General features: G+C 70.8%; 10 protein-coding genes and 2 tRNA genes. 11 read left to right on the top strand and 1 reads right to left on the bottom strand.

Features of this window, described 5'->3' with window-relative positions:
* The 11 genes from dnaA to OOT42_RS00055 all read left to right on the top strand — a co-directional run bounded on the left by dnaA (position 1) and on the right by OOT42_RS00055 (position 13083).
* Complete coding sequence (gene dnaA, locus OOT42_RS00005) at positions 1–1503, top strand: chromosomal replication initiator protein DnaA (RefSeq protein WP_273652937.1); 1503 nt, start codon at positions 1–3, stop codon at positions 1501–1503.
* An 805-nt stretch (positions 1504–2308) separates the two neighbouring features.
* On the top strand, positions 2309–3439 hold the full coding sequence (dnaN, locus tag OOT42_RS00010) for a DNA polymerase III subunit beta (protein ID WP_273652938.1): 1131 nt from the start codon (positions 2309–2311) through the stop codon (positions 3437–3439).
* A gap of 76 nt (positions 3440–3515) precedes the next feature.
* A complete protein-coding gene (gene gnd / locus OOT42_RS00015) occupies positions 3516–4529 on the top strand; it encodes a phosphogluconate dehydrogenase (NAD(+)-dependent, decarboxylating) (RefSeq protein WP_273652939.1) in 1014 nt (337 codons plus the stop codon).
* Between the two features lie 118 nt (positions 4530–4647).
* Positions 4648–6096, top strand: coding sequence for a DNA replication/repair protein RecF (gene recF / locus OOT42_RS00020; RefSeq protein WP_273652940.1), 1449 nt, complete (start codon positions 4648–4650; stop codon positions 6094–6096).
* Entirely contained in the window at positions 6086–6772 is a 687-nt protein-coding gene (locus OOT42_RS00025) for a DUF721 domain-containing protein (protein ID WP_273652941.1), read from the top strand. The genes recF and OOT42_RS00025 overlap by 11 nt, the downstream gene beginning before the upstream one ends.
* A gap of 225 nt (positions 6773–6997) precedes the next feature.
* Positions 6998–9046, top strand: coding sequence for a DNA topoisomerase (ATP-hydrolyzing) subunit B (gene gyrB, locus OOT42_RS00030; RefSeq protein WP_273652942.1), 2049 nt, complete (start codon positions 6998–7000; stop codon positions 9044–9046).
* Positions 9047–9124: 78 nt separating this feature from the next.
* Positions 9125–11737, top strand: coding sequence for a DNA gyrase subunit A (gyrA, locus tag OOT42_RS00035; RefSeq protein WP_273652943.1), 2613 nt, complete (start codon positions 9125–9127; stop codon positions 11735–11737).
* Positions 11734–12639, top strand: a complete 906-nt coding sequence (locus tag OOT42_RS00040) for a DUF3566 domain-containing protein (RefSeq protein WP_273652944.1) — start codon at positions 11734–11736, stop codon at positions 12637–12639. Before gyrA ends, OOT42_RS00040 begins: the two co-directional genes overlap by 4 nt.
* Before the next feature lie 113 nt (positions 12640–12752).
* A tRNA-Ile gene (locus OOT42_RS00045) sits at positions 12753–12826 on the top strand.
* 22 nt (positions 12827–12848) lie between these two features.
* Positions 12849–12968, top strand: coding sequence for a DLW-39 family protein (locus OOT42_RS00050; RefSeq protein WP_210728157.1), 120 nt, complete (start codon positions 12849–12851; stop codon positions 12966–12968).
* A gap of 42 nt (positions 12969–13010) precedes the next feature.
* Positions 13011–13083 (top strand) — tRNA-Ala (locus tag OOT42_RS00055).
* A gap of 48 nt (positions 13084–13131) precedes the next feature.
* Here the strand turns inward: OOT42_RS00055 and OOT42_RS00060 are convergent.
* Complete coding sequence (locus tag OOT42_RS00060) at positions 13132–14313, bottom strand: IS481 family transposase (protein WP_273652188.1); 1182 nt, start codon at positions 14311–14313, stop codon at positions 13132–13134.
* Between the last annotated feature and the right edge of the window lie 93 nt (positions 14314–14406).

Raw genomic sequence — 14406 nt, forward strand, 5'->3', positions numbered from 1 at the left:
TTGTCACAGGACGAAGAGCTCGCCCGGGTCTGGGGCCACGTCGTCGCGACCCTCGAGGCGAGCCCCGACATCACGCCGCGGCAGATCGCCTTCGTCCGGCTCGCACGTCCGCTGGGGCTCCTGGACGGCACCCTGCTGCTCGCCGTGGGCAACGACCTCACCAAGGACTACCTCGAGACGCGCGTGCGCTCGGAGGTCACGGACGCACTGTCGGACGCGCTCGACCGGGAGGCCCGGTTCGCGATCACGGTGGACCCGGACCTCGCGAGCGACACCACGCCGGCGCTGCGCGTCGTGCCCCCTGCTCCCCCCGCCCCGCTGGACCGCGGGGACGCGCCGCGGCACGAGGAGGACGGTGCCGAGCGGCCGGAGCTGTCGGTCGTGCACGGCGGGCAGGACGACGACGTGACCGGTCGGCCGACGGTCGACAACCGGCCGCTGCCCGCGGGGCGCAAGCAGGCCTCGGAGCCCGCGCGCCTCAACCCCAAGTACCAGTTCGAGACGTTCGTCATCGGCTCGTCGAACCGCTTCGCCCACGCGGCCGCGGTCGCCGTCGCCGAGGCACCGGCCAAGGCCTACAACCCGCTGTTCATCTACGGCGACTCGGGCCTCGGCAAGACGCATCTCCTGCACGCCATCGGGCACTACGCGTACAACCTCTACCCGAGCGTCCGGGTACGGTACGTGAACTCCGAGGAGTTCACGAACGACTTCATCAACTCGATCTCCGAGGGCAAGGCCGGCGCTTTCCAGCGCCGCTACCGCGAGGTCGACGTACTCCTCATCGACGACATCCAGTTCCTGCAGGGCAAGGAACAGACGATGGAGGAGTTCTTCCACACGTTCAATACGCTCCACAACGCGAACAAGCAGGTCGTGATCACGTCGGACCTGCCGCCCAAGCAGCTCAACGGCTTCGAGGACCGCATGCGGTCGCGGTTCGAGTGGGGCCTCATCACCGACGTCCAGCCGCCGGACCTGGAGACGCGCATCGCGATCCTCCGGAAGAAGGCCGGCAGCGAGCGTCTGCAGGCGCCGCCGGACGTGCTCGAGTACATCGCGAGCAAGATCTCGACGAACATCCGCGAGCTTGAGGGTGCGCTGATCCGCGTCACCGCGTTCGCGAACCTCAACCGCCAGCAGGTCGATCTGTCCCTCGCGGAGATCGTGCTCAAGGACTTGATCACCGACGAGCAGACGGCGGAGATCACGGCGACGCAGGTGATCGGCCAGACGGCGGCCTACTTCGGCCTGTCGATCGACGACCTCTGCGGATCGAGCCGGTCGCGCGTTCTCGTGACGGCGCGGCAGATCGCCATGTACCTGTGCCGCGAGCTGACGGACCTGTCGCTGCCGAAGATCGGCCAGGCGTTCGGCGGGCGTGACCACACGACCGTCATGCACGCGAACCGCAAGATCCGCGAGCTCATGGCCGAGCGCCGCTCGATCTACAACCAGGTGACCGAGCTCACCAACCGGATCAAGCAGCAGAGCCGGGGCTGATCCGCCCGTACTGTCCGTTTGATGGGGGATCCGTCCTCACGGTTATCCACAGTTTCCACAGGAGGCTGGGGATGTTTGTGACGGTGTTCACCCGATCGGAGCATCGAGCCTCCGAATGTGCCCGAGCGGCCCCCTGACCTCTGGTTTCGTTCCTCGAAGCTGCCCTCGCGTGTGACCCCCACCGCGTGAGCGATGAGACAAGTCTCATCGTCGAATCGATGCGACGACCTTGACGGCAACCCTCACGTTCCGGATGAAACATGCATGGGACGAATGTTCACACCTGTGCACACACCTGTGGACGACGGTGGACGACACGCGCGATCACTGTGGACGACACGGCCTCGACCGGTGGACGTCCGGAGGGCCTCCCGACGACTTCCACGGCCATCCACCGACGCACCGGCCCACGACCCACAGCACGTCCACACGGCACGACGCACCTGACCTGCACGGACGGCCGCGATCCACACCATGCACACGACCGATGACGACGACGAGACTTCTCTCTGCTGATGATCCACACACCGCCGAAGGCTGTCGGCGGCAACCTCGGGTGCCGCTCGCCCCGCCAACACGGACGGTGCACCGGACACCGCGACGACTCGGTCGTCCACACGGCCCGCACACCTGTACCGAGCGTCCGACCTCTCGCGTAGTGTTCGCGTGATGCCACGGACGGGGCCTCGTCGTGCGTGCGACCAGCGGGCACACGACGGCTCACCGGCGTCGCCCGCACGAGCGCCCCACACCGGCTCCGCGCGACGACGTCCCCGGCAGCACTCGAACGACGAAGAGGTGACACATGAGGTTCCGGGTCGACCGTGACGTCCTCGCCGACGCGGTCACGTGGACGGCTCGCAGCCTGCCCACCCGCCCGCCGGTCCCCGTGCTCGCAGGCGTCCGTATCGAGGCCGACACGACCGGCACGATCCAGCTGTCGAGCTTCGACTACGAGGTCTCGGCCCGCTCCCAGATCCCGGCCGACGTGTCCGAGCCCGGGACGGTGCTCGTCTCCGGCCGCCTGCTGGCCGAGATCTCCCGGGCGCTGCCGGACAAGCCGGTCGACGTGGTGCTCGACGGCACGAAGGTCGTCGTCACCTGCGGCGCGAGCCGCTTCACGCTCCTGACGATGCCGGTCGAGGACTACCCGAACCTCCCGGCGATGCCCGCGACGGCGGGGACGGTCGACGGCGACGAGCTCACGCACGCGGTCGCGCAGGTGTCGGTCGCCGCCAGCCGGGACGACACGCTGCCGCTGCTCACGGGCGTGCGCGTCGAGATCGAGGGCGAGAAGGTCACGCTCCTCGCGACCGACCGCTACCGCCTCGCGCTGCGCGAGCTCACCTGGAAGCCGTCGTCGCCCGACATCTCGACGGTCGCGCTCGTGCGTGCCCGGACGCTGTCCGACGCGGCGAAGTCGCTGGGCAGCGCCGGCTCGGTCACGGTCGCGCTCTCGACCGGTGCCGGCGTGGACCTCATCGGGTTCGAGGCCGGCGGCCGCCAGACGACGAGCCTCCTCGTGGACGGCGACTACCCGGCCGTGCGGCGGCTCTTCCCCGACGAGACGCCGATCCACGCGATCGTCTCGACGCACGCGCTCGCCGAGGCCGCCAAGCGCGTCGCCCTCGTCGCGGAGCGGAACACGCCGATCCGGCTGGCGTTCTCGGAGGGCCAGGTCGTCCTCGACGCCGGGCAGGGTGACGACGCACAGGCGTCCGAGGCCCTCGAGGCCACGCTCGTCGGCGACGACATCTCGGTCGCGTTCAACCCGCAGTTCCTGCTCGACGGTCTCGGAGCGCTCGACACGACGTTCGTCCGGCTGTCGTTCACGCACCCGAACAAGCCGGTCGAGTTCACGGGCCAGGAGTCGCTGGACGGCGACGACAAGCAGGAGTACCGCTACCTGCTCGTGCCGATCCGCTTCGCGAGCTGACGGTCCCTGCTGCGCGGGCGGACCGTGACGCAGTCCGCACGGGCACGATGCGGCGCGCCAGGCGCTGCACCGGGCCGTGCGGCAGAGTGACCGGTGGACGCCGGTCGGGCGAGTTCCGGGACACCGGGAGAGGCGAGGGGTCATGCACATCGGTCTGGTCGGGCTGGGCAAGATGGGCGCGAACATGCGGGAACGCATGCGCGCCGCCGGCATCGAGGTCACGGGGTACGACCGCAACCCCGACGTGACCGACGTGCCGTCGCTCGAGGCGCTGGCCGAGGCGCTCCCCGCGGGCGAGCGGGTCGTGTGGGTCATGGTGCCGTCGGGCACGATCACCGACGCGGTGATCCGGGACCTCAGCGGGCTCCTGAGCAGCGGTGACGTCGTCATCGACGGTGGCAACTCGTACTACCAGGACGACCAGCCCCACGCCGACCTGCTCGCCGAGAAGGGAATCGGCTTCCTGGACGTCGGCGTCTCGGGCGGCGTGTGGGGCCTCAAGAACGGCTACGGCCTCATGGTCGGCGGCGACGCGGACCTGGTCGCGCGCGTCATGCCGGTCTTCGACGCGCTGCGCCCCGAGGGTCCTCGCGAGGAGGGCTTCGTCCACGCGGGCGCGATCGGCGCGGGCCACTTCGCGAAGATGGTGCACAACGGCATCGAGTACGGCCTCATGCAGGCGTACGCCGAGGGCTACGAGCTGCTCGCCGCGAAGGACCTGGTCACCGACGTCCACGGCACGGTCAAGGCGTGGCGGCGCGGCACGGTGGTGCGGTCGTGGTTGCTCGACCTGCTGGTCGAGGCGCTCGAGGCGGACCCGTCGTTCGGCGAGATCGACGACTGGGTCGAGGACTCCGGCGAGGGCCGGTGGACCGTCGACGAGGCGATCGACCTCGCCGTGCCGGCCCCCGTCATCTCGGCCGCGTTGTTCGCACGGTTCGCGTCGCGCCAGGAGGAGTCGCCCGCGATGAAGGCCGTCGCGGCCCTGCGGCAGCAGTTCGGCGGTCACGCGGTGAAGCCGGCGGGCACGACGGGCCCGATCAGCGACACGACCCCGGTCCCGGACGCGGCGGTGCCGCCGTCCGCCTGACGGCGACGTCGCCGGATCGACCGTCCGTGGGGCGCATCCGATCCGGCAGCCGCGCAGAGCCGTCCCGGCACGAGCCCGGCGACACAGCCCGTACGCCTCACCACGACGAAGAGACCCGATGTACGTCGCCCACCTGTCGCTGACCGACTTCCGCTCGTACGCGCAGGTCGAGCTGCCCTTCGAGCCCGGCATCACCGCGCTCGTCGGGCCGAACGGGCAGGGCAAGACGAACCTCGTCGAGGCGATCGGCTATGTCGCGACGCTGGGCAGCCACCGGGTGCCCTCGGACGCGGCGCTCGTGCGCGCCGGGGCGAGTCGCGCCGTCGTGCGCACGCGTGTGGTGCGGGAGCTGGAGCCCGGGCGCCCGCGCGCGACGCTGGTCGAGGTCGAGGTCACGCCAGGCAAGGCGAACCGCGCGCGCGTGAACGGCGGGTCGCCGGGGCGCGCGCGCGACATCCTCGGGATCCTGCGCACGGTGCTGTTCGCACCCGAGGACCTGACGCTCGTCAAGGGCGACCCGGACGGGCGCCGCCGGTTCCTGGACGACCTGCTCGTGCAGCTCGTCCCCCGGTTCGCCGGCACCGTGCAGGACTACGAGCGGGTGCTGCGGCAGCGGTCGGCGCTGCTGAAGACCGCGGGTGCAGCGATGCGCGGCGGCCGCGGGACGGCCGACCTGCGCACGCTCGACGTCTGGGACGCCAAGCTCGCGCAGACGGGCGCGGAGCTGGTCGTGGCGCGCCGGGCGCTCGTCGCCGCCCTCGCGCCGCACGTCGCCGCGTCGTACGCGCAGGTCAGCGCAGGTCAGGGGGAGGCGGTCATCACGTACCGCGCGAGCCTCGACGCGGCCCTGGCCGACGACGGTCGGGGCCGCTCGGCCGAGGGGTCGCCGGACGTGCCGAGCGGGGCGCCGCCGCGCACGTCGGACGTGCCCGCGAGTGCGAGCCTGGTCGAGGCGCAGCTCCTCGAGGCCATGGGCCGGCTCCGGTCCAAGGAGGTCGAGCGGGGGGTGTGCCTCGTCGGACCGCACCGCGACGACCTCGTCCTCACGCTCGGCGGCCTCCCCGCGAAGGGGTACGCGAGCCACGGTGAGTCCTGGTCGTACGCGCTGGCGCTGCGCCTGGCGTCGTACACGCTGCTCACGGACGGCGTCCCCGTCGCGGCCCCAGCAGTAGAGGGCCCGGCGGCGGACGGCTCACGGGCGGACGGCTCTCCGGCGGACGGCTCAGCAGCGGACGGCTCGCCGGCGGACGGCTCAGCAGCGGACGGCTCGCCGGCGGACGGCTCAGCAGCGGACGGCTCGGCAGACCGTCCGGCCGCCGACCGCCGGGACCCCGACCCGACGGCGTGGCTCGGTCGCGGTGCGGACTGGGGGCCGGACGGCGAGCCCGTGCTCATCCTCGACGACGTGTTCGCGGAGCTCGACGCCCGCCGCCGCGACCGCCTCGCGGAGCTCGTCGCCCCGGCCCGGCAGGTGCTGGTGACCGCTGCGGTGGCGCAGGACGTGCCCGAGCCGCTCGCCGGTGCCCGCGTGGACGTCATGGGAGGCGAGGTCGCCCGTGTCCTCTGACGACGCCCGCGCCTCCGCCGACGCCAGGGCCTCCGCCGACGCCCGCGCCTCAGCCCGCGCCCGCGCCCGCGACGGCGCTCGCACGCGCGGCAGCGCCCACGACCCGCAGCCCGACGACGCGCTCCTCCCCCCGGTCCGCCGGCCGGCGTCGGACGGCGCACCGCTGCGCCAGCTCGTGGACCTCGTGCCCGAGCGGCAGGTCGCGGCCGCGGCGCTCAACCGAGCGCGGGAGGCCGCGCGGGCGAAGGGGATCCGGCCGGGTGACGCGCCCCGACGGCGGCCGCTGGTCGACGTCAACCCGGGCACCGCGGGGCCGGGTGCGCGCGACCCGCAGGCGGTGGCCGACACGCTGGGTGCGCTGGTCGGCCAGTTCGGCTGGGGCTCGGGGCTGGTGTCGGGCACGGTGCAGCACCGGTGGGCGGACCTCGTCGGGCCGCAGGTCGCGGAGCACTGCTCGTACGTGTCGCTGGAGGCGGGCGTCCTGACGGTGCAGGCGAGCTCGACGAGCTGGGCGACGAACCTGACGTGGGCGGTGCCGACGATGCTGCGGCGGTTCGCGGAGGAGCTCGGCGAGGGCGTGGTCTCGGAGATCGCGGTGCTCGGGCCGTCGGGGCCGGGGTTCGGGCGGGGGAAGCGTCGGGTGGCCGGTCGTGGCCCGCGCGACACGTACGGCTGAGGCGTGCCGACGGCCGTCGTCACGGAACCTGCCCGAAGTTCCCTCCCCCGCGGACGTCGACACGAGGGGTAACAGGCCGGGGTCCAGGTAGACTGTGAACGTCAATTCTGGCGCGCTTGCGCCGGTACCAGAGCCGAGAACTCCAGTCTCCTGGGGTGATCCGCCCTCCGAGGTCCTTGGCGGGGCGCTCTGTCGCGTGTGAGAGCTTGAGGAGTACACCCGCCCGTGGCCGACGAGAGCACGACCCCGCCCAGCAGCCCGAACGGCGCCGGCGGGTACGACGCCAGCGCGATCACGGTCCTCGAGGGACTCGAGGCTGTCCGCAAGCGGCCCGGCATGTACATCGGCTCGACCGGTGCGCGCGGCCTGCACCACCTGGTCTACGAGGTGGTCGACAACTCGGTCGACGAGGCGCTGGCCGGGTACTGCGACGCGATCGAGGTGACGCTGCTGGCCGACGGCGGCGTGCGCGTCGACGACAACGGCCGCGGCATCCCGGTCGAGCTGCACCCCACCGAGGGCAAGCCGACGCTCGAGGTCGTCATGACGATCCTGCACGCGGGCGGCAAGTTCGGCGGCAGCGGGTATGCGGTGTCGGGCGGTCTGCACGGCGTCGGCATCTCGGTCGTCAACGCGCTGAGCAGCCGGGTCCACTCGGTCGTGAAGCGCGACGGGTACGCGTGGGAGATGGACTTCGAGGACGGCGGCAAGCCGACGGGTCCGATCCGCCAGGGCGAGGCGACGACGGAGACGGGCACGAGCCAGACGTTCTGGGCCGACTCCACGATCTTCGAGACGATCGACTACGACTTCGAGACGCTGCGCTCGCGCTTCCAGCAGACGGCGTTCCTCAACAAGGGCCTGAAGATCACGCTGACCGACGAGCGTCCGCAGCACACGGGCACGGAGGACGAGGTCACGGACGCGGAGCCGGTGGCGAGCGACGACCAGCCGGTCGACGCGCCGCAGCACCGCACGGTCACCTACAAGTACGACGGCGGCCTCGTCGACTACGTGACGCACCTCAACGCGGCGAAGAAGGTCGAGCTCGTCCACCCGGACGTCATCGAGATCACGTCGGAGGACACCGAGCGTCGCATCTCGGTCGACATCGCGCTGCAGTGGACGAGCGCCTACAGCGAGTCGGTGCACACGTTCGCCAACACGATCTCGACGACCGAGGGCGGCACGCACGAGGAGGGCTTCCGGGCGGCGATGACGTCGCTGATCAACCGGTACGCCCGCGAGAAGAACATCATCAAGGAGAAGGACGAGAACCTCACGGGTGACGACATCCGCGAGGGCCTGACGGCCGTCATCTCCATCAAGCTCGGCGAGCCGCAGTTCGAGGGCCAGACGAAGACGAAGCTCGGCAACACCGAGGCGAAGACGTTCGTGCAGAAGGTGGTGAACGAGCGGCTGGGCGACTGGCTGGACTCGCACCCGAACGAGGCGCGCGACGTCATCCGCAAGTCGATCCAGGCGGCGGCGGCGCGCATGGCGGCCCGCAAGGCGCGCGAGGCGACGCGGCGCAAGGGCCTGCTGGAGTCGGGCGGCATGCCGGGCAAGCTCAAGGACTGCCAGAGCAACCGTCCGGAGGAGTGCGAGGTCTTCATCGTCGAGGGCGACTCGGCCGGCGGTTCGGCGGTCCGTGGCCGCAACCCGCGGACGCAGGCGATCCTCCCGATCCGCGGCAAGATCCTCAACGTCGAGCGTGCGCGCCTCGACCGCGCGCTGGGCAACCAGGAGGTCCAGGCGCTGATCACGGCGTTCGGGACGGGCATCGGCGAGGACTTCGACATCGCCAAGCTGCGGTACCACAAGATCGTGCTGATGGCCGACGCGGACGTCGACGGCCAGCACATCCGGACCCTCCTGCTCACGCTGCTGTTCCGCTACATGCCGGAGCTCATCACGCAGGGCCACGTCTACCTGGCGCAGCCGCCGCTGTACCGGATCAAGTGGTCGAACGCGGACCACGACTACGTGTACTCGGACCGTGAGCGCGACGCGTACGTGAAGGACGGACTGGAGAGCGGCAAGCGGCTCCCCAAGGAGAACGCGATCCAGCGCTACAAGGGTCTCGGCGAGATGGACTACCAGGAGCTCTGGGAGACCACGATGTCGCCCGAGCACCGCACGCTGCTGCAGGTCTCGCTCGACGAGGCCGCCGCCGCGGACGAGATCTTCTCGGTCCTGATGGGCGAGGACGTCGAGTCCCGCCGCTCGTTCATCCAGCGGAACGCGAAGGACGTGCGCTTCCTCGACATCTGACGGAGCCGGGCGCCGGCCCTCCACGAGGAAGCGCGCCCGCCCCCACGTCCTCCCCCGCCGCACGACAGAAGGAACCCCGTGACCGAGACCCCGGACCAGATCGAGCACGGCCGCATCGAGCAGGTCGACCTGCAGCTCGAGATGCAGCGGTCGTACCTCGACTACGCGATGTCCGTCATCGTGGGCCGCGCGCTGCCCGACGTGCGCGACGGCCTGAAGCCGGTGCACCGTCGCGTCCTGTACGCGATGTACGACGGCGGCTACCGCCCGGACCGCCAGTTCTCGAAGTGCAGCCGCGTCGTCGGCGACGTCATGGGCAAGTACCACCCGCACGGCGACTCGGCGATCTACGACGCCCTGGTCCGTCTGGTGCAGGACTGGTCGCTGCGGTACCCGCTGGTCGCCGGCCAGGGGAACTTCGGCTCCCCCGGTGACGACCCGGCTGCGGCGCCGCGGTACACCGAGTGCAAGATGGCTCCCCTCTCGATGGAGATGGTGCGGGACATCGACGAGGACACCGTCGACTTCGGCGACAACTACGACGGCCGCACGCAGGAGCCGCTCGTCCTGCCCAGCCGGTTCCCGAACCTGCTGGTCAACGGCTCGGCGGGCATCGCGGTCGGCATGGCGACGAACATCCCGCCGCACAACCTGCGCGAGGTCGCCGACGGCGTCCAGTGGTACCTCGACCACCCGGAGGCGACGAAGGAGGAGCTCCTCGCGGCGCTGCTGCTGCGGATCAAGGGCCCGGACTTCCCGACGGGCGCGACGATCCTCGGCCACCGCGGCATCGACGAGGCGTACCGGACGGGCCGCGGCTCGATCACGATGCGCGCGGTCGTGAACGTCGAGGAGATCCAGGGCCGGATCTGCCTGGTCGTCACCGAGCTCCCGTACCAGGTGAACCCGGACACGCTCGCGAAGAAGATCGCGGACCTCGTCAAGGAGAACCGCGTCACGGGCATCGCGGACATCCGCGACGAGACGTCGGGCCGCACGGGCCAGCGGCTGGTGATCGTGCTCAAGCGCGACGCCGTCGCGAAGGTCGTGCTCAACAACCTCTACAAGCACACGCAGCTGCAGGACACGTTCGGCGCGAACATGCTCGCGCTCGTCGACGGCGTGCCGCGCACGCTCAGCATCGACGCGTTCGTGCGGCACTGGACGACGCACCAGCTCGAGGTCATCCAGCGGCGCACCCGGTACCGGCTGCGCAAGGCCGAGGAGGCCATCCACCTCTACCGCGGCTACCTCAAGGCGCTCGACGCGCTCGACGAGGTCATCGCGCTCATCCGCCGCTCCCCCGACGCCGACCAGGCGCGTGCCGGCCTGATCGCGCTGCTCGACATCGACGAGCAGCAGGCGCAGGCGATCCTCAACCTGCAGCTGCGTCGGCTGGCCGCGCTGCAGCGCCAGGAGATCATGGACGAGCACGCGAAGCTCGAGGCCCAGATCGTCGAGTACAACGCGATCCTCGACTCCGAGCAGCGCCAGCGGGACATCGTCAGCACCGAGCTCCAGGCGATCGTCGACAAGTACGGCGACGAGCGGCGCACGACGATCCTGCCGTTCGACGGCGAGGTGTCCGTCGAGGACCTCATCGCCGAGGAGGAGATGGTCGTCACCATCACCCGCGGCGGCTACGCGAAGCGCACGCGCTCGGACAACTACCGGGCGCAGCGTCGCGGCGGCAAGGGTGTGCGTGGCGCGCAGCTGCGCGAGGACGACATCGTCGACCACTTCTTCGTCACGACGACGCACCACTGGCTGCTGTTCTTCACGAACCTCGGCCGCGTCTACCGCGCGAAGGCGTACGAGCTGCCCGAGGGCGGCCGGGACGCGAAGGGCCAGCACGTCGCGAACCTGCTGGCGTTCCAGCCGGGCGAGACGATCGCGCAGGTCCTTGACGTGCGGAACTACGAGCAGGCCGAGCACCTGGTGCTGGCGACGCAGCGCGGCCTCGTGAAGAAGACGCGTCTGACGGAGTACGACTCGAACCGCTCGGGCGGCGTCATCGCGATCAACCTGCGCGAGGACGAGGAGGGCCGGCCCGACGAGCTCGTCGCCGCGCGCCTCGTCAACTCCGACCAGGACCTCATCCTCGTGTCGCGCAAGGGCCAGTCGGTGCGGTTCACCGCGTCCGACGACGCGCTGCGGCCGATGGGTCGCGCCACGTCGGGCGTCACCGGCATGAAGTTCCGCGGCGACGACGAGCTGCTCGCGATGGACGTCGTGCGCGAGGACGCGTTCCTGTTCACGGTCACCGAGGGCGGCATCGCCAAGCGGACCGCGCTCACGGTCGAGAACTACCGGCAGCAGGGCCGCGGCGGTCTCGGCATCAAGGTCGCGAACCTGCCCGAGGCGAACGGTGACCTGGTCGGCGCGCTCGTGACCGACACCGATGACGAGGTGCTCGTCATCATGGAGCGCGGCAAGATCGTCCGCTCCGCGACGTCCGAGGTGAACGCGACCGGCCGCACGACGCAGGGCGTCATCTTCGCGAAGCCCGACGCGGGCGACCGGATCATCGCCGTCGCCCGCAACACTGAGCGACACCTCGGTGAGGATGCCGGTACCGTGGGCGGCGAGAACGGCCAGGGTTCCGACGAACCGGACGCCTCGGGGGCCCCCGGTGCGGCGGACGCGACCGGTGAGCAGGCCGTCGCCGACCAGTCCTCGGAGGACGCATGACCGACCCGACTCCGCCCTCGATCCCGCCGCGCCTGCGGCCGACCACCCCCACGACGGCACGTCCGGGGGCGTCGACGGGTGCGAAGTCGTCCGCGAAGTCGCCGACGGCGGCACGCAACGGCAACGGCCGCACGGAGTCCGCGTCGTCGACCCCCGTCCGGCCTGCACCGGCCGACGAGAAGCCGAGCAGCGAGACCGACGGCGTGTCGACGCCCAAGCGCGACGAGCCGCCGTACCGTGCGTCGGCAGGGGTCCCTCCGCGCACGTCGACGTCAGCCTCCGCTCCCGACGAGGACGAGCAGCCCTCGCCCCTCATGGTGGCGGTCGACACCGCGACCGTGTGGTTCAAGAAGGCGGCCGGTGCGACCAGCGCCGCGTTCGCCTCGGCTACCCGACCCCGTACCGAGGACCCGACCATGAGCAGTCCGGCACCGGCCCCCGCCACGTCACCCACGGCGGCCCGCACGTCGACCCGTCCCCCCGCGACGGGCGCGACATCCCAGGTCCGCCCGGCGACGGGTCGCATCCCGACGGTCGGCGGCCCGCGCCGGGTGCGTCTCGCCGTGTCGCGCATCGACCCGTGGTCGGTCATGAAGCTGTCGTTCCTGCTGTCCGTGGCGATCGGCATCATGATCGTCGTCGCGGCGGCCGTGATCTGGCTGACGCTCGACGGTCTGCACGTGTTCACCGAGGCCAACGACCTGGTGAAGCAGATCACGGGCGAGGAGAGCCCGATCAACATCCTCGAGTACGTCGAGTTCCGCCGCGTGGTGTCGGGGGCGACGCTCATCGCCGTCATCGACGTCTTCCTGCTGACCGCGCTGTCGACCATCGGCGCGTTCCTCTACAACATCGTGGCGGCGCTCGTCGGCGGCGTGCACGTGACCATGACCGACGAGTGACCTCGACCGGCCGGCCCGCCGCCCGTGCGGGGGCCGGTTTGGGCGGGACACCTCGGCTGGGGTAGTCTCGTCCGGCGCGCAGCGCACGTGTCCGCACGTGTGCCAGGCGGCACGGGCCTATAGCTCAGACGGTTAGAGCGCTTCCCTGATAAGGAAGAGGTCACAGGTTCAAGTCCTGTTAGGCCCACTCCCGACCCGTGGGGGATCCGATGAAGAAGCTCCTGCTCGTGGTGGCGGTCGCCGCCGTCGGTTACGTCCTCTGGCAGAAGTACCAGCAGGACCAGGACGAGCGGGACCTGTGGTCCGAGGTCACCGACACGTTCGAGTGACCGCCTCCCCCACGTGACCGCCGCCCCTCCGGGCGGCACCCGGGGGCCATGGCGCAATTGGTAGCGCACCTGCTTTGCAAGCAGGGGGTTAGGGGTTCGAGTCCCCTTGGCTCCACACGTGTGATGACGCGGGACATCGTTGATAGATGTCCCGCGTCATCGTTTATAGAGGAGAGCCCGGCCATCGGCCGGGCTCTCGTTCGTTGTTGCGCCAGTAGGTGCGGGTCGGGTCGATGGTGCAGGTGGCCAGGATCTCGCCGGTGTGTCGGGCGATGACGGTGGCTGTGGTCTCGTCGATGAGGACCAGGACGGAGGTGCCGCGGTGGGCGGCGCCGATGCCGAGGTGGTGCATGCGACCGGCGCGGCGCAGGGAGATCTTGCCGTTCGTGCCGACGTGGTCGAAGCGCAGCCGGTAGTGCCCGGCGATGGTGGTGCCGGCTGGTCGAGCCTTGGGGCGGGCGTGGTAGGTGTCGTGCGGGGTGGCTCGGTCCAGGGCGCGGTGCGGGCGGGCGGTGTTGTAGAGCGCGCGGAAGGCATCGAGCTGGGCTTGTAGCGCGGGTAGGTCGGCGGCTGGTGGCTGGTGTGCGAGCCAGTTCTTCAGGGTCTGGTGGAAGCGTTCGATCTTGCCCTGGGTCTGCGGGTGGTTCGGGTGGCCGTTCTTCTGCTGGATGCCCAGGGCGTGCAGCAGGTACTCGAACGCGTTGCGTCCGCCGGTGAACCTCGAGGTGTAGACCGAGCCGTTGTCGGTCAGCGTGGAGGCGGGCGGTCCGTAGGCGTTGATGCAGGTCGTGAAGGTCTCGACGACGAGTGTGCCGGTGACGCGGGGGTGGGCGGTGCAGGCCAGCAGGTAGCGGGAGTGGTCATCGAGCCAGTTCAGGATCTCGGTGTCGGTGCCGTCGGCCAGGGGCCAGTGGGTGAAGTCGGACTGCCAGGTCTCGTTGGGTTGTTCGGCGGCGAAGCGGCGCAGCGAGGAGCGGGGGCGTTTGCGCGGCTCGGACACGATGAGCTGCTCGGCGTGCAGGACGCGGCGGATGGTGGACGGCGCCGGCGGGTCCAGTCCTTCGGCGGCCAGGTGCCAGGCGATGGTCACCGGGCCGGCGTCCAGGCCGTCGACGGTCAACTTCTCGCGCAGCTCGACGATCCGGGTGCGCACGTGCTCGCTGGTCGCGTTCGGGTTGCTGCGGGGGCGTCTCGAGCGCGGCTCCAGACCGTCCAGGCCGTCGGCTTCGTAGCGCTGCACGAGGGTGTGGACCCACTGCCATGACACCTCGAACCGGCGGGCGGCCTCCGCCTTGGTCAGGCCCTGCTCGACGACGGACAGCACGATGACCTTGGCCTTCGACATGGTCGATCGTCGCGGCCCGGCCGGTATCAACGATGTCGCGACTCACCTATCAACGATGTCGTGAACCACAACACCCTTGGCTCCACACGCGAA

Source organism: Cellulomonas fimi, assembly GCF_028583725.1.
In the GTDB taxonomy this organism is placed as follows: domain Bacteria; phylum Actinomycetota; class Actinomycetes; order Actinomycetales; family Cellulomonadaceae; genus Cellulomonas; species Cellulomonas fimi_B.